The organism is Methylobacterium goesingense, from assembly GCF_022179225.1.
Lineage (GTDB): Bacteria > Pseudomonadota > Alphaproteobacteria > Rhizobiales > Beijerinckiaceae > Methylobacterium > Methylobacterium goesingense.
On record NZ_BPQL01000019.1, the window covers coordinates 51,119 to 66,245 of the forward strand.

Annotated in this window: 14 protein-coding genes; 9 read left to right on the forward strand and 5 right to left on the reverse strand. The window is 67.8% G+C overall.

What is annotated here, in order from left to right:
* Window positions 1–1,413: a class II fumarate hydratase gene (gene fumC / locus MFF30_RS04290; RefSeq protein WP_238276983.1), complete on the reverse strand. Its 1,413-nt coding sequence runs from the start codon at window positions 1,411–1,413 to the stop codon at window positions 1–3.
* 141 nt (window positions 1,414–1,554) lie between these two features.
* On the opposite strand from fumC, the gene MFF30_RS04295 reads away from it, so the two are divergent.
* Window positions 1,555–2,970 carry a cytochrome P450 gene (locus MFF30_RS04295; RefSeq protein WP_238276985.1) on the forward strand — a complete coding sequence of 472 codons (1,416 nt, stop codon included), beginning with the start codon at window positions 1,555–1,557 and terminating at the stop codon, window positions 2,968–2,970.
* 40 nt (window positions 2,971–3,010) lie between these two features.
* On the opposite strand, the gene MFF30_RS04300 is transcribed toward MFF30_RS04295, so the two are convergent.
* Window positions 3,011–3,685 carry an SspB family protein gene (locus MFF30_RS04300; RefSeq protein WP_238276993.1) on the reverse strand — a complete coding sequence of 225 codons (675 nt, stop codon included), beginning with the start codon at window positions 3,683–3,685 and terminating at the stop codon, window positions 3,011–3,013.
* A 463-nt stretch (window positions 3,686–4,148) separates the two neighbouring features.
* On the opposite strand from MFF30_RS04300, the gene MFF30_RS04305 reads away from it, so the two are divergent.
* From MFF30_RS04305 to MFF30_RS04330, 6 genes are all read left to right on the forward strand, one after another.
* A complete protein-coding gene (locus tag MFF30_RS04305) occupies window positions 4,149–4,934 on the forward strand; it encodes a CPBP family intramembrane glutamic endopeptidase (RefSeq protein ID WP_238276995.1) in 786 nt (261 codons plus the stop codon).
* A gap of 172 nt (window positions 4,935–5,106) precedes the next feature.
* Window positions 5,107–5,907, forward strand: a complete 801-nt coding sequence (locus MFF30_RS04310) for a thymidylate synthase (RefSeq protein ID WP_238276997.1) — start codon at window positions 5,107–5,109, stop codon at window positions 5,905–5,907.
* Window positions 5,908–5,921: 14 nt separating this feature from the next.
* Window positions 5,922–6,419, forward strand: a complete 498-nt coding sequence (locus MFF30_RS04315) for a dihydrofolate reductase (RefSeq protein WP_238277131.1) — start codon at window positions 5,922–5,924, stop codon at window positions 6,417–6,419.
* A 256-nt stretch (window positions 6,420–6,675) separates the two neighbouring features.
* A complete protein-coding gene (gene hflK, locus MFF30_RS04320) occupies window positions 6,676–7,842 on the forward strand; it encodes an FtsH protease activity modulator HflK (RefSeq protein ID WP_238276998.1) in 1,167 nt (388 codons plus the stop codon).
* A complete protein-coding gene (gene hflC, locus MFF30_RS04325; protein WP_238277001.1) occupies window positions 7,839–8,807 on the forward strand; it encodes a protease modulator HflC in 969 nt (322 codons plus the stop codon). The genes hflK and hflC overlap by 4 nt, the downstream gene beginning before the upstream one ends.
* 125 nt (window positions 8,808–8,932) lie before the next feature.
* Entirely contained in the window at window positions 8,933–10,468 is a 1,536-nt protein-coding gene (locus MFF30_RS04330; RefSeq protein WP_238277003.1) for a DegQ family serine endoprotease, read from the forward strand.
* A gap of 156 nt (window positions 10,469–10,624) precedes the next feature.
* Here MFF30_RS04330 and serB read toward each other — a convergent pair whose 3' ends face one another.
* Entirely contained in the window at window positions 10,625–11,521 is an 897-nt protein-coding gene (gene serB / locus MFF30_RS04335; protein ID WP_238277005.1) for a phosphoserine phosphatase SerB, read from the reverse strand.
* A 19-nt stretch (window positions 11,522–11,540) separates the two neighbouring features.
* Here serB and miaA point away from each other — a divergent pair, with 19 nt between their 5' ends.
* Window positions 11,541–12,503, forward strand: a complete 963-nt coding sequence (gene miaA, locus MFF30_RS04340) for a tRNA (adenosine(37)-N6)-dimethylallyltransferase MiaA (RefSeq protein WP_238277007.1) — start codon at window positions 11,541–11,543, stop codon at window positions 12,501–12,503.
* Here the strand turns inward: miaA and MFF30_RS04345 are convergent.
* Window positions 12,481–13,347, reverse strand: a complete 867-nt coding sequence (locus MFF30_RS04345; RefSeq protein ID WP_238277132.1) for an NAD(P)-dependent oxidoreductase — start codon at window positions 13,345–13,347, stop codon at window positions 12,481–12,483. The genes miaA and MFF30_RS04345 overlap by 23 nt on opposite strands.
* Window positions 13,348–13,423: 76 nt before the next feature.
* Window positions 13,424–14,461 (reverse strand): GTP 3',8-cyclase MoaA, encoded by a 1,038-nt coding sequence (gene moaA / locus MFF30_RS04350; RefSeq protein WP_238277009.1) that lies wholly within the window; start codon window positions 14,459–14,461, stop codon window positions 13,424–13,426.
* 177 nt (window positions 14,462–14,638) lie between these two features.
* Between moaA and MFF30_RS04355 the strand changes: the two genes are divergently transcribed.
* Entirely contained in the window at window positions 14,639–15,112 is a 474-nt protein-coding gene (locus tag MFF30_RS04355) for a gamma-butyrobetaine hydroxylase family protein (RefSeq protein WP_238277011.1), read from the forward strand.
* Window positions 15,113–15,127: the final 15 nt, after the last annotated feature.

The window sequence follows — 15,127 nt, forward strand, 5'->3', positions numbered from 1 at the left end:
TTATTCGGCGCTGGGCGCCAGCATCGTCTCCGGACGCACCACGCGCTCGAACTCCTCGGCCGTGACGTAGCCGAGGCGCAGGGCCTCCTCCTTGAGGGTGGTGCCGTTCTTGTGCGCGGTCTTGGCGATCTCGGCGGCCTTGTCGTAGCCGATCGAGGGGGCGAGGGCGGTCACCAGCATGAGCGAGCGGCTCATCAGATCGGCGATCTTGTCCTCGTTGGCCTTGATGCCGACGACGCAGTTGTCGGTGAAGCTCACCGCCGCGTCGGCGAGGATGCGGATCGACTGCAGCACCGCGTTGGCGATGACAGGCTTGAACACGTTCAGCTCGAAATTGCCCTGGCTGCCGGCGAAGCTCACGGTGGTGCCGTTTCCGATCACCTGGGCGCAGACCATCGTGAGGGCCTCGCACTGGGTCGGGTTGACCTTGCCGGGCATGATCGACGAGCCGGGCTCGTTCTCCGGCAGCGAGAGTTCGCCGAGGCCCGAGCGCGGGCCCGAGCCGAGGAATCGGATGTCCTGAGCGATCTTGAACAGGCCCGAGGCCAGGGCGGTCAGCGCGCCTTGCGTGAACACCAGGGCATCGTGGGTCGCCAGCGCCTCGAACTTGTTGGCAGCCGAGGTGAAGGGCAGGCCGGTCAGCTCCGCGACCTTGGCGGCGAACTTTTCCGCGAACTCGGGATGCGCGTTGAGGCCGGTGCCCACCGCCGTGCCGCCCTGGGCGAGCGCCAGCACGCCCGGCAGCGTCGCCTTCACGCGCTCGGTGCCGAGCGCCACCTGCGCGACGTAGCCGGAAAATTCCTGGCCGAGCGAGACCGGGGTCGCGTCCTGCAGATGGGTGCGACCGATCTTGACGATGGAGGCGAAGGACTCGGACTTGGCATGGAGCGCGTCGTGCAGGTGCTTCAGGGCCGGCAGCAGCCGATCGTTGATCTCGCGCGAGACCGCGATGTGCATCGCGGTTGGGAACACGTCGTTCGAGGACTGACCGCGATTGACGTGGTCGTTGGGGTGGACCGGCGACTTGCCGCCGCGCTTACCACCCAGCAATTCGTTGGCGAGGCTGGCGATCACCTCGTTCGCATTCATGTTCGACTGGGTGCCGGAGCCGGTCTGCCAGACCACCAGGGGAAATTCCTGGTCGTGCTCGCCGGAGACCACCTCGGCCGCCGAGGCCGCGACGGCCTGAGCCACCTTCGGGTCGAGGGCGCCGAGGTCCTGGTTCACCAGGGCGGCGGCCTGCTTGACCATGCCGAGGGCGTGGACGAGGGGCGCCGGCATCCGCTCCGTGCCGATCTTGAAGTTCTGGATCGAGCGCTGCGTCTGCGCGCCCCAGTAGCGATGCGCCGGAACCTCGATCGGGCCGAAGGTGTCGGACTCGGTGCGGGTGGCGGGCGTCTCGGTGGGCGACATCGTGGCCTCTTCGTCTGGCTAAAGCGGACCCTACTTAAACCGCACGCATTCAAACCGCGATGGCGCATCCTCAGCGGGCCGTGTGCCCGGCGCTGAAATGTCATGCCTTATCAGCCCTCATCGGGCCCGGAGTTGTCCTCGATGTCGCGTGCCGCCCTCGTTGAACCCGTCGCGCCCGTGCGCTTCCGGCCGGTGGTCCCGAAGCCCCTGCGTGAGCAGCCGGGGCTGTTCGGGTTCCTGAGAGCGGCGCGCGCCAATCCGCTCACGACCTGGCTTGACGTGCATTTCGAGAAGCCGGTCGTGGCCGCCGAGGGGGCCCTTGGCCGAGTCACCGTGGTGAGCGATCCGGCCCTGATCCGCTACCTCTACGTCGAGAACGCCGCCAACTACCGCAAGGACGACCTGCAGCGGCGCGTCCTCGCCCCGGGACTCGGAAACGGCCTGCTCACCGCCGAGGGCGAGGAGTGGAAGCTGCAGCGCCGGACGCTCGCGCCGATCTTCTCGGCGCGGCACGTGCTCGGCTTCAACGTGGCCATGAACGCCGCCGGCGCCCGTATGGCGCGCCGGCTGGCACGCCGCGAGGGGGCCAGCATCGACGTCGCCCTGGAGATGACCCGCGTCACCCTCGACGTGCTGGAACGGACGATCTTCACGCAGGGGCTCGCCAGCGATCCCGATGCGCTGGGGCGCGCCATCACCCGCTTCCTCGAATCGGTCGGGCCGATCGACCCCCTCGACGTATTCGGCCTGCCCGGCTTCATCCCGCGCATCGGTCGGCTGCGGGCGCGGCCGGCGATCCGATTCTTCGCCGAGGTGGTGGACGAACTCATCGCGCGCCGACGCGCCCTGATCGAACGCGACGCCGCCCCGAGCGACCTTCTCACGCTGCTGTTGAAGGCACAGGACCCCGAAACGGGGCAGGGCCTCACCGATCTCGAGGTAAAGGCCAACATCGTCACCTTCATCGCCGCCGGACACGAGACCACCGCCAACGCGCTCACCTGGGCGCTCTACTGCTTGTCGCAGGACCCGGCGGCCCGCGCCCGAGTGGAGGCGGAGGTCGATGCCGTCCCGCCGGGCGTGGATTTCGACGCCGACGCGCTGCCCTTCACGAAGGCCGTGATGGAGGAGACCATGCGGCTCTTCCCGCCGGTGCCCTTCATGAGCCGACAGGCCATCGCGGACGACCGGATCGGCCGCATCAAGATTCCGAAGGGTTCGCTTGTGATGGTGGCACCCTACGTGCTGCACCGCCACAAGACCCTCTGGCAGGAGCCCGAGGCCTTCATGCCCGAGCGCTTCCTGCCCGAGGCCAGGGCCGATATCCCGCGCTTCGCCTACCTGCCGTTCGGGGCCGGGCCGCGCGTCTGCATCGGCCAGAGTTTTTCGCTCCAGGAGGCGGTGGTGGTCCTCGCGCATATCACACGCGCGGCCCGCTTCAGCTTGGCCGAGGACCACGCGCCGGTGATGCCGCTGCATCGGGTGACGCTGCGGCCCGAGCACGGGCTTCACATGACGGTGAGGCCGCGCGGCGAGGCCAAGGGCCTCGCTGACTGACGAGCGATGCGCGGCGTGGAAGCGGTCCGGTCGTGCCGCCTCAGCTCTTCTTGCGGAACGCGTCCAGGCTGACGACTTCGGCGCCGCTCTCCTGGCCGTCCTCCGACTTCTTCGCCGGCGGCACCTTGGGATCGGTGCCGTCCCCGGCCTTCGCCTCCGACTTCGCATCAGACTTGGTGGCCGAGGCCGTCGCGGCCGTGCCGGGAATCAGTTTCGGCACCGATGGCGTTCCGATGGTCGCCAGACCCGTCCCCTTCGGCTTCATCTCGGTCGGCTCGGACGCGGCACCCCGCGGCGCGGTCTTCCCGGCCGACGCGCCATCCGCCTCGACATCCTCGGCGGAGACGTCTTCCGTGCTCTCGCTGAGGTCGAATTTCAGACCGAACTGGACCGAGGGATCGAAGAACCCGGTCAGCGCGTCGAACGGCACCAGCAGACGCTCCGGCACGCCCGAGAAAGAGAGCCCGACCTCGAAGGTGTGCTCGGTGACGCCGAGATCCCAGAACTGATGCTGGAGGACGATTGTCATGTCCTGCGGGTACTTTTCGCGCAGGCGCTGCGACATGCGCACGCCCGGCGCCTCCGTGCGGAACGAGACGTAGAAGTGATGCTCCCCCGCCAGGCCCTCCCGGGCCGCGTCGGTCAGCACCTTGCGCACCACGCCGCGCAGGGCATCCTGCACCAGGAGATCGTAGCGGATCAGATCGTCTGCCATCTGCGGTCGCTTATGCCCGGTCCCTGCCCGCCGTCGCGCGCCGTGATGGCGCCCCGGGTCGGATGAAAATCGACTGGAGGCGGCCGTGACCCGGCGCTCCCAGAAACTATGCCGTGCGCGGGCCCCGAGCCCGCAGGACTTGCCTTGCGCGCCCATCGTCCCGGATTCAAGCCGGAATCGCTGGCCCGCCACCCGATGGCACGTCCGGAGCTTCCGTCAAAACGCCGAGCCTGTCGAGCCTCGGGGCCTTGCGTCCAAAAGCCCGTGGTTCGAAGCGCCGCGCCCGGATACCGTCCTGGTCTCGGGGCGGGGCCACGGCACGGGAACGCGCCCGGGGCACGGACCTTTACCAGGGACGCCGGCCAACGGCGCGACCATATAGGGAGAGGGCGCTCATTTGAAGCCCGATGATGGTGCGGCGGCGCCTGCCGAGGTGGCGCCTTCGCACGACGCGCCTCGACCCGTGCGATCACCACGAAGCGCGAGGCTGCAATCGGCCCTTCGGCTGACGGCCGGTCTGGCGGGTCTCGCCTTCTGGGGCTTCCTCGCCCTGGCGCTCGCGACCCTCCTTGCCCTCGTCATCGTTCGCGTCGGCGCCGACTGGCTCGACGGCTTGGGAAGCTGGACGACGGCCCGGCCGCGCCTGCAACCGCGCCAGCTCGCCATGCGGGAACTCGCCATCGATGTGATCCGACAGGCCCTGCTGGCGATCCTGGTGGTCGCGGCGGTTCGCTGGCGCGCGGGGCCGGACTGGCGTCGCGCCCTCGCGCTGGCGCGCCCCGCCCCCGGAGCCGCGTCTGCGCCCGGGCTGACGCCGCACCGCCTCGCGCTCCTCCTGCTGGTCTGGCCCCTCATCCACATCACCTGGGTTACCGGCACCGCCGAGCTCCTGCAGATGCCGATCCGGCGGCACACCTCCCTGGCACCGGGGCTCACCACGGGGGCGGCGGCACTCTGGCTCGCCTACGTGCTGATCCTGGCGCCGATCGCGGAGGAGTTGCTCGTACGTGGCGCCCTCTACGACAGGGCGCGCCGCTTCCTGTCGCCCGGCGCGGCGATCGCGGCGACCGGGCTGCTCTTCGCGGCCGCGCACCTGACACCGGCCGGGATCGCCCGGCCGCTCTCGCTGATCCCGCTCGCCCTGGTGCTGGGCTGGGTGCGCTGGCGCAGCGGACGGCTCTGGCCCGGAATCCTGCTCCATGCCTGGAGCAACCTCGCGATGATCGCATACGTGCTCGCCCCGACGTGATTGCCGCAGAAGACCAACCTCTGCCGAGCTATTGTTGCTTCCCGGCGAAAGTTCTAAATTCGGCGAGCGGAGTCTCAGAATCGGCATCCCAGATTGAGACGGCCGCACCGTTGTTTCTCTTAAGAGAAAGTTTTGACGCGGGCAGTCTAATGGCCTGTGGAGATTCTTAATTATGCATGAATATCACTCTCTGCTCAGAAAGATCCTCGAGCAAGGGGTCCGCAAGGATGACCGGACCGGGACGGGAACGCTGTCCATTTTCGGACATCAAATGCGATTCGATCTGAGTGAGGGTTTTCCACTGGTAACAACCAAAAAATTACACTTACGGTCTATAATACATGAGCTTTTATGGTTTATTTCTGGAAGTACAAATATATCAAAACTTCACCAAAATGGTGTTACCATTTGGGATGAGTGGGCAAGTCCCTGTGGGGACTTGGGCCCAGTCTATGGTGAGCAGTGGCGATCCTGGAAAAAACCTGGCACAACCGACGAAACGATAGATCAGATTGGTTGGGTTGTCGAAGAGATTAAGCGGAATCCAGATTCCCGGCGATTAATTGTGACCGCTTGGAATCCAGCAGAACTGGATAAAATGGCACTGGCTCCATGCCATTGTTTATTTCAATTCTATGTTCTGAATGGACGTCTCTCGTGCCAACTTTACCAGCGCTCCGCAGATGTATTCCTGGGCATACCATTCAACATAGCGAGCTATGCCCTGCTAACTTCTATGATTGCGCAAGTTTGCGGCCTCCAGCCCGGTGATTTTGTCCATTCATTAGGTGATGCCCATCTCTACCTAAACCATCTCGATCAAGCGCATCTCCAGCTTTCGCGTGAGCCAAAATCGCTTCCGCGTCTGCGGCTTAACCCAACTGTCCGTTCGATCGACGGGTTCAGGTTCGAAGACATAACTATCGAGGGATACGAGGCGCATCCCGCCATCCGCGCGCCTGTAGCAGTTTAAGTTTGATCGAGAAAATTTTGCCCCCTCGCATCACGATCATCGCGGCGGTCGCCCGCAACGGCATCATCGGCCGTGACAATGATCTGATTTGGCGCTTGCGCAGCGATCTGCGCCGGTTCAAGGCCCTGACGATGGGCAAGCCCCTGCTGATGGGACGCAAGACCTTCGCTTCGATCGGGCGGCCTCTGCCGGGCCGGCACACCATCGTGCTGACCCGCGACCCCGCCTTCGCGGTGTCCGGCGTCGCCGTGGCGCATGATTGGTCGGGGGCGCTCGCCGCCGCCGAGGGCGCCGAGGAACTCATGGTGGCCGGCGGGGGCGAGATCTACGCATTGGCCCTTCCGCAGGCCGAGCGCCTGCACCTCACCGAGGTCGACCTCGCGCCGGAGGGAGACACCGTGTTCCCGCCTTTCGACCGGGCGCTCTACCGCGAGACGCATCGCGAAGCGCATCCGTCCGGGGAGCACGATGCCTGCGCCTTCAGCTTCGTCGACCTCGCGCGGCGGGACTGAGGCCGTAAACCATCGGGCGCGACCCATTGCGCAATGGGTTCCCGTACGGTTGTCTTTCAGTCTGCCGATGCCCAAGTGGCAATCTTGACAGGATTGCGCGCGCCCACACAGGTGCGAGTGTCCGGTCGCGACGGGATCGAAACTCTTGTCCGCGCAGGAGAGATCCGGCCCGCCCTCTTGAGAGGGTGGGACCGGGCGGCGCGGGTGGGCTTCGTGTGCGGCGAAGACGCTGCGGGAACAGGAGAGATCGGCGAGCATGCCTTGGAGCAATCAGAGCGGCGGCGGTAACGGCAACGGGGGAGGGCCCTGGGGCCGAGGCGGCGGCGGCAATGGCGGTGGCCCCTGGGGCGGCGGCGGTGGCGGTGGCGGTAAGACGCCGCCCGATCTGGAGGATCTGCTCCGGCGCAGCCAGGACCGTCTCCGTGGCGTGATCCCGGGCGGCTCGATGGGCGGCGGTCGCGGCATCCTCATCGCGGGCGGCCTCGTGGTCGCCGGATGGCTCCTCACCGGTTTCTACACCGTGGCGCCGCAGCAGGTCGGCATCGAGACGATCTTCGGCCGCTACACCAGCACCACCGGCCAGGGCCTGAATTACAACTTCCCCGCGCCCATCGGCGCCGTAACCAAGCCCAATGTCGGCCAGGTCAACAGCGTCCAGATCGGCTATCGCGCGGGTCTCGGCTCTCAGAGCCGCAACGCCGACAAGCCCGAGGAAAGCCTGATGCTCACGGGCGACGAGAACATCGTCGACCTCGACTTCGAGGTTCAGTGGCGCATCAATCCCCTGAAGGCGTCCGACTTCGTCTTCAACCTCGAGAATCCCGAAGGCACCATCAAGGCCATCGCCGAGAGCGCGATGCGTGAGGTCGTGGGTCGCCGCAACATCCAGCCGATCCTGACCAACGAGCAGTCGAGCGTTGCCCAGGAGGTCCGCGAGATCACCCAGAAGGCGCTCGACGAGTACGGGGCCGGCGTGCGCATCGAGCTTGTGCAGCTCGTCAGCGTGCAGCCCCCGCCGGAGGTGCGCCCGTCCTTCTTCGACGTGAACGCCGCGCAGCAGGATGCGGAGCGTGCCAAGAACGATGCTCGCACCTACGAGAGTAGCGTAGTGCCGCAGGCACGCGGCCGGGCGCAGCAGATCGTCCAGTCGGCGGAAGCGTTCAAGACGCAGGCCACCGCCGAGGCGACCGGTCAGGCCGCCCGCTTCACCCAGGTCTACGATTCCTACAAAATCGCGCCGGTCATCAGCCGCGAGCGCATTTTCCTCGAAACGATGGAGCGGGTCCTGGGCTCGGTCAACAAGGTGATCATCGATCAGAACGGATCCGGCACGGGTGCGGGCGCAAGCGCCGCCGGCGTGCTGCCGGTGCTGCCGCTGGCCGAATTCGGCGCCCGCAATGCAGCCGGTGGAGCCGCTCGATGAACAACCAAGCGCTCCGCACAGGCCTCATGATCGCGGCCGCCGCCGTGGTCGTCGGCCTCTACGCCTCGGTCTTCACCGTCGGTCAGATGCAGCAGGCCCTGGTGCTTCGCTTCGGCGGCGTCCGCGCCGTGCTGAACCAGACCGGCACCGACAAGCCCGGCCTGTACTTCAAGATCCCGTTCTTCGAGAATGTCGTACTGTTCGACAAGCGGGTGCTCGACCTCGATCTGCCGGTTCAGACCTTGCTGACCACAGACCGCCAGAACCTCGAGGTGGACGCTTTCGCGCGCTATCGGATCACCGATCCGCTGCGCTTCTACCAGTCGGCCAACAACGTGGCTCGCGCCAACACCCTGCTGGCGAGCTTCACCAACTCGGCCCTGCGTAACCTCCTCGCCCGTTCGACCCGCGACGCCATCGTGCGGACCCAGCGCGCCGAGCTGATGAATCAGATCCAGGCCGACGTGAACCGGCAGGCGAAGGAGCTCGGCGTCGAGATCGTCGACCTGCGCATGACCCGCGTCGACTTGCCGGCTCAGAACAGCACGGCGGTCTACAACCGCATGAAGACGGAGCGTCAGCGCGAGGCGGCCGATATCCGTGCCAACGGCGAGCAGGCCGCGGTGACGATCCGGGCCAAGGCCGATCGCGACGTGACGGTGCTGATCTCGGAAGCCACCCAGACCGCCGAGACCCTGCGCGGCCAGGGCGACGCCGACAAGAACCGCATCCTGGCGGAAGCCTACGGCAAGGACGCGGACTTCTTCAGCTTCTACCGCTCCATGCAGGCCTACGAGACCGGCCTGAAGGGCTCCGATACGCGGCTCGTGATCAGCCCCTCGTCGGACTTCTTCCGGTACTTCAGCGATCCTCAGGGCCGCCAGCCCGGTACCCCGGCCGCCCGTGCTCCCGCACGCAGCCCGGCCGAGCCCGGCACCACCGGATCGACCGACAGCGCCCGCTGACGACCGGCGCCCGCCGGAGCGGGCCCCATGACGCACCGGCGGCGGACCCTGGTTCGCCGCCGGACTCTTGATCGGCGCGGCACGCGGACGATCTAAGGGCATCGTTGCACCAGGAGAGGTCGAACATGGTTCCCGTTGCGAGCGCCGTCCGGGCGCCACGTTCCCGAGCGCTCCGTCACAGCCTGTGCTCCGCCCTCGCGGCCGTCACTCTGGCCACCTCCGTCGCCGTGACCGGCCTGCCGTCGGCAGCCTACGCCAAGGGCCCGGAATCGCTCGCCGACCTCGCCGATCAGGTCACAGACGCGGTGGTGAACATCTCCGCTTCGACCACCGTCGAGGCCCGCCCGAACACGCGTTCGGGACCGCAATTGCCGCCCGGCACGCCGTTCGAGGACCTCTTCGAGGAGTTCTTCAACAAGCGCGGCCAGCGCGGCGGCGGTGACCGCAGCGAAGCCGAGCGTCCGCGTTCGCCGCGGAAATCCAACTCCCTCGGCTCCGGCTTCATCATCGACGCCTCCGGCATCGTGGTGACGAACAATCACGTCATCGGCGACGCTAACGATATCCAGGTCATCCTGCACAACGGCACCAAGCTGAAGGCCGAGATCATCGGCAAGGATGCCAAGATCGACCTCGCAGTGCTGCGGGTGAAGCCCGAGGCGGGCAAGCCGCTGAAGGCCGTCCCGTTCGGCGATTCCGAGAAGATGCGACCGGGCGATTGGGTCATCGCCATCGGCAACCCCTTCGGCCTCGGCGGCTCGGTCTCGGCCGGCATCGTCTCGGCGCGGGGCCGCAACATCGAGTCCGGCCCCTACGACAACTACATCCAGACGGATGCGGCCATCAACAAGGGCAATTCCGGCGGTCCGCTCTTCAACATGAACGGCGAGGTCATCGGCATCAACACGGCGATCCTGTCGCCCACCGGCGGCTCAGTCGGTATCGGCTTCGCGGTACCGTCGAACAACGCGTCCCAGGTCATCGACCAGCTGCGCGAGTTCGGCGAGGTCCGCCGTGGCTGGCTCGGCGTGCGCATCCAGAACGTCGACGAGACCACGGCCGAAGCCCTTGATATGAAGGACGGAGTCAAGGGCGCTCTCGTCGCCGGCGTCGACGAAAAGGGCCCGGCCAAGGCGGCCGGCCTCGAGATCGGCGACGTCATCGTCAAGTTCAACGGCACGGCGGTGAAGTCGTCCAGCGACCTGCCGCGCATCGTCGCCTCCACTCCGGTCGGCAAGACGGTCGACGTGCTCGTTATCCGCAAGGGCGCCGAGACGACGAAGTCCGTCACCCTCGGCCGACTCGAGGACACCGAGAAGCCGACGCTGGCCAGCGTCAAGCAGCCCGAGGCCGAGAGCGCGGTGCGTCAGGTGCTGGGCCTCAACCTCTCGGGCATCACCGACGAGGCACGCAAGCGCTACAGCCTCAAGGACGGTCTCAAGGGCGTCCTCGTCACCCGCGTCGACCCCAACTCGACGGCGGCCGACAAGCAGATCAAGCCCGGCGAGGTCATCGTCGAGGTCGGGCAGGAGGCGGTCAGCGCCCCGGCCGACGTCAGCAAGCGCATCGACCAGCTCAAGAAGGACGGCCGCAAATCGGTGCTGCTCTTGGTCGCCAGCGCTTCGGGCGACGTCCGCTTCGTGGCCCTCGGGATCGACTGATCCTGCTGGCGAATGTGACGATCTGAAGCCGCCGCCCGAAGGGGCGGCGGTTTTGTTTTGGCGGGTGGGAGCGCATTCCCCTCTCCCCCCTTGCGGGGAAGAGGGAATGCAGATGCGATCGGGCGCGACCCTCCTCCTCGGGTGGCGAAGCGCCGCTCAGCCCACGAATTCGGCCGAGGCATAACCCTGCAGATAAAGTAGGGCCGTCAGGTCGCCGTGGTCGATCCGAACCTGTGCGGCCGCCGCCACCTTCGGCTTGGCCCGAAAGGCGACGCCGAGGCCGGCTTCGCCGAGCATGTCGAGGTCGTTGGCACCGTCGCCCACCGCCAGGGTGTCAGTGGCATCGAGACCGAAGCGGCTGCGCAGGGCGATCAGGGTCGCGCGCTTGGTCTCCTTGTCGACGATCGGCTCGATGACCTCCCCGGTGAGGTGGCCGTCACGGACCCCGAGCGTCGTGGCGTGGGCCTCGTCGAAGCCGATCCGGGCCGAGACCGGCCCGGTGAACAGGGTGAAGCCCCCCGAAATCAGGCAGGTGTGGGTGCCGTGCGCCTTCATGGTCTGCACCAGGGTGCGTCCGCCCGGCGTCAGGGTGATGCGCTCGGCGATCAGCGCGTCGATCTTGTCCACGGGCACGTCGCGCAGCAGGGCGACCCGCTCGCGCAGGGCCGGCCCGAAGGCGATTTCGCCTCGCATCGCCCGCTCGGTGATGGCGGCGACGTGGTCCTTCAAGCCGATCGTGTCGGCGAGTTCGTCGATGCATTCCTGCTCGATCATGGTCGAGTCCATGTCGGCCAGGAACAGGCGCTTACGCCGGTGCGGCCCGGCGCTCAGCACCGCGACGTCGATCGGCTCGGAGGCCAAAGCCGCGCGCAGGCGGCGGGCGAGGGCCGGCGCGTCGGCTCCGGCGCCCGGCACCAGCACCTCGGCAGCGACCTCCCCGTGCAGGATTCGGGGCTGGTGCTCCGTACGCATCACCGCGCGGGCCTCGGCCAGAACCGCATCGGTGATGGCGGGGCGGCTCTCGTTTGCTATCAGGATCGCGACGAGGGTCATCCGGGAGCTTTCCACGCCAGTGCCGCCGGTCACGCAACGCACGCACGCGCCCACCCTGCCGGCGGGCATTCTCATCGCAGGGCCGACCGCCTCGGGCAAGTCGGGCCTTGCACTGTCGCTCGCGCGCGACCTCGGGGGAGCGGTCATCAACACCGACTCGATGCAGGTCTATGCCGACCTGCGCCGGCTCTCCGCCCGGCCGAGCGTGGCCGAGGAGGAACAGGCGCCCCACCACCTCTACGGCCATGTCGACGGCGCGGTGAACTACTCGGCAGGTCACTTCGCCCGCGAGGCCGCGCCGCTGATCGCGCGCCTGCGCGATGCGGGGCAACTGCCGATCTTCGTCGGCGGCACCGGCCTGTACTTCCGAGCGCTGGAGGAGGGCCTGTCCGAACTGCCGCCGGTGCCGGACGCGATTCGGTCGGCCCTGCGGGCGCGGGCCGAGGGGCTGGCGACGGAGGATCTCCACGCCGAACTGCGTGAAGTCGACCCGGTGGGGGCGGAGACCCTACGCCCCAGTGACCGGGCGCGGGTGATGCGCGCACTCGAGGTGTTCGCGGCGACCGGCCGGCCGATCGCGGAGTTCCACGGCGCGCGCTTGCCGGGGTCGCTCGCGGGCCTGCCGCTCCTCAAGCTGTTCCTGGCGCCCGAGCGCGAAACCCTGCGCCGGGCCATCGACGCGCGCTTCGAGGCGATGATCGTTCAAGGGGCACTCGGCGAGGTCGAGGCCCTGCGCGACCGGCGCCTCGACCCGCTGCTGCCGATCATGCGCGCCCATGGCGTGCCGGGCCTGATCGCCCATCTCGACGGAACGCTCTCGCGGGCGGAGGCGATCCGGCGCGGGCAAGGCGACACGCGGCGCTACGCCAAGCGCCAGTTCACCTGGTTCCGGCACCAGATGGGCCCGGACTGGCTTTGGACGCCGCCAGAGGAGGCCCTCGGGCGGGCCCAGGCGGCGCTTACTTCTCCAGTCGGGCGATGAGGGACGAGGTATCCCAGCGGCTGCCGCCCATGCCCTGCACGTCGGCGTAGAACTGGTCGACGAGGGCGGTGACGGGCAATTGGGCGCCGTTGCGCCGGGCCTCGGCCAGCAGGATGCCGAGGTCCTTGCGCATCCAGTCCACCGCGAAGCCGAAATCGAACTTGGCCGCGTTCATGGTCTTGCCGCGGTTCTCCATCTGCCAGGAACCGGCGGCGCCCTTGGAGATCACCTCCAGCACGGCGTCGACGTCGAGGTTTGCGCGCTTTGCGAAGTGCACCGCCTCGGACAGGCCCTGGACGAGGCCCGCGATTGCGATCTGGTTGACCATCTTGGTGAGCTGGCCGGAGCCGGCCGGGCCCATCAGGCGGCTGGCGCGGGCAAAGCACAGGATGGCGGGCTCGACCTTCGCGTAGGTCTCGGCCTCGCCGCCGCACATCACGGTGAGCGCCGCGTTCTCGGCGCCGGCTTGTCCGCCCGAGACGGGGGCGTCGATGAAGCCGAGGCCGGCGGCCTGGGCGGCGTCGGCGAGTTCGCGAGCAACCTCGGCCGAGGCGGTGGTGTGGTCGACGAAGATCGCGCCGGGCTCCATGCCCGCGAAGGCCCCGTCCGCGCCGAGGGTGACGCTGCGCAGATCCTCGTCGTTGCCGACGCAGGCGAAGACGATGGCCTGGCCCTTCGCGGCCTCGCGCGGGGTGGTCGCGAAGGCACCGCCATGCGCGGCGACCCAGGCCTCCGCCTTGGCGGTGGTGCGGTTGTAGACGGTGACCTCGTGGCCCTTGGCGGCGAGGTGGCGGGCCATCGGGCCGCCCATTCCGCCGAGGCCCAGAAACGCGACCTTCGCCATCATCATCTCCGCTCGTATCCTGAATACGAGCGGGGTCTAGGAGCGATACTGGCGAGGGTCAAACGCTGGCGGAGGTTTATCCGCCGGTGACGCTCATGTGGCGCGGCACGGCGGCGGGGCGAGCCCGCTCGATGACGAAGTCGTGGCCCTTGGGCTTGCGCGCAATGGCGTCGATCACCGCCTGGGTCACGAGGGCGTCGTCGGGGGAGGCGCGCAGGGCGGCGCGGAGATCCGCGGCGTCCTCCTGGCCGAGGCACATGTAGAGCTTGCCGGTGCAGGTCAGGCGCACCCGGTTACAGCTCTCGCAGAAATTGTGAGTCAGCGGCGTGATGAAGCCGAGGCGGCCGCCGGTCTCGGCGATGCGCACGTAGCGCGCCGGGCCACCCGTACGGTCGGGCAGGGGGGTCATGGTGTAGCGCTGCTCCAACCGGGCGCGGGCCACCGAGAGGGGCAGGAACTGGTCGGTGCGGTCGCCCTCGATCTCGCCGAGCGGCATGACCTCGATCAACGTCATGTCCATGCCGTCGCCGTGGGCCCAGGCGATCATGTCGGCGATCTCGTCCTCGTTTACGCCCTTGAGCGCCACGGCGTTGATCTTGACCTTGATTCCGGCCCTGCGCGCCGTCTCGATGCCGTCGAGCACCACCTTGAGGTCGCCCCGGCGGGTCACGGCACGGAACTTGTCCGGGTCGAGGGTGTCGAGGGAGACGTTGACGCGGCGCACGCCGAGTTCGGCGAGCTCGGGCGCGAAGCGGCCGAGCTGCGTGCCGTTGGTCGTCATCGTCAGCTCTTCCAGCGCCCCCGTGTCGAGGTGGCGGGACAGGCGCCGGAACAGGTGCATGATGTCACGTCGCACCAGAGGCTCGCCGCCGGTGATGCGCAGCTTGCGCACGCCGCGCTGGATGAAGACGGCGCAGAGCCGGTCGAGTTCTTCCAGCGAGAGCAGGTCGCGCTTGGGCAGGAACTGCATGTCGTCGGACATGCAGTAGACGCAACGCAGGTCGCAACGATCGGTCACGGAGATGCGCAGATAGGTGATCGCCCGCTGGAACGGGTCGATCAGCGGCGCAGGAGCCACAGGGGCGGCATCGTCGGTGGCGCGGGGACCCCACATGCGGGTTTCTGTGCTCTGTTGGGGTGAGGAAACGTTGGCGCGGTCGCGTGACGAACCTAACATGACACGTCATATGAGGTCTGGCGCGGTCGCGGGCAAGTTTGCGTCGGTCGCAGGGGCCATGCAAGGCAGGTCTCATGCGATCCACACGGCCGACGCGGCCGGAAGGAAGTCATCATGACGCAACAGGCTGTCGATCCGCACGCGGCATCCGCCGCTCCCGAGCGCTGGCCCACCGAGATCCGTCTCTCGGGCGACAAGCGCACCCTCCACGTCGCTTTCGAGGATGGCGGCCGCTTCGCCCTGCCGGCGGAGTATCTCCGGGTGTCGAGTCCCTCCGCCGAGGTGCAGGGCCACTCCCCCTCCGAGCGCAAGGTGATCGGGGCCAAACGCGACGTGGCGATCCTCAAGGTTGAGCCCATCGGCAACTACGCGGTCAAGCTGACCTTCGACGACATGCACGATACCGGCCTCTACGGCTGGGGCTACCTCTACGACCTCGGGCGCGAGTACCGGAACCGCTGGGCCAACTACCTGTCCGAATTGGAGGAGCGGGGCCTGAGCCGCGATCCGGTGCGCCGGGCCGCGAAGCCGACTCCCACGCCGAGCGAGGGCGGGGGAAGCTGTGGCAGCGGCTGCGGCTGCCACTGACCGAATCGACCGCCG

Bases quoted from the DNA above. Each gene is read 5' to 3' on its own strand.
- fumC (WP_238276983.1), bottom strand. From the start codon at position 1,413: ATGTCGCCCACCGAGACGCCCGCCACCCGCACCGAGTCCGACACCTTC.
- MFF30_RS04295 (WP_238276985.1), top strand. From the start codon at position 1,555: ATGTCGCGTGCCGCCCTCGTTGAACCCGTCGCGCCCGTGCGCTTCCGG.
- MFF30_RS04300 (WP_238276993.1), bottom strand. From the start codon at position 3,685: ATGGCAGACGATCTGATCCGCTACGATCTCCTGGTGCAGGATGCCCTG.
- MFF30_RS04310 (WP_238276997.1), top strand. From the start codon at position 5,107: ATGCATGAATATCACTCTCTGCTCAGAAAGATCCTCGAGCAAGGGGTC.
- hflK (WP_238276998.1), top strand. From the start codon at position 6,676: ATGCCTTGGAGCAATCAGAGCGGCGGCGGTAACGGCAACGGGGGAGGG.
- hflC (WP_238277001.1), top strand. From the start codon at position 7,839: ATGAACAACCAAGCGCTCCGCACAGGCCTCATGATCGCGGCCGCCGCC.
- MFF30_RS04330 (WP_238277003.1), top strand. From the start codon at position 8,933: ATGGTTCCCGTTGCGAGCGCCGTCCGGGCGCCACGTTCCCGAGCGCTC.
- serB (WP_238277005.1), bottom strand. From the start codon at position 11,521: ATGACCCTCGTCGCGATCCTGATAGCAAACGAGAGCCGCCCCGCCATC.
- MFF30_RS04345 (WP_238277132.1), bottom strand. From the start codon at position 13,347: ATGGCGAAGGTCGCGTTTCTGGGCCTCGGCGGAATGGGCGGCCCGATG.
- moaA (WP_238277009.1), bottom strand. From the start codon at position 14,461: ATGTGGGGTCCCCGCGCCACCGACGATGCCGCCCCTGTGGCTCCTGCG.
- MFF30_RS04355 (WP_238277011.1), top strand. From the start codon at position 14,639: ATGACGCAACAGGCTGTCGATCCGCACGCGGCATCCGCCGCTCCCGAG.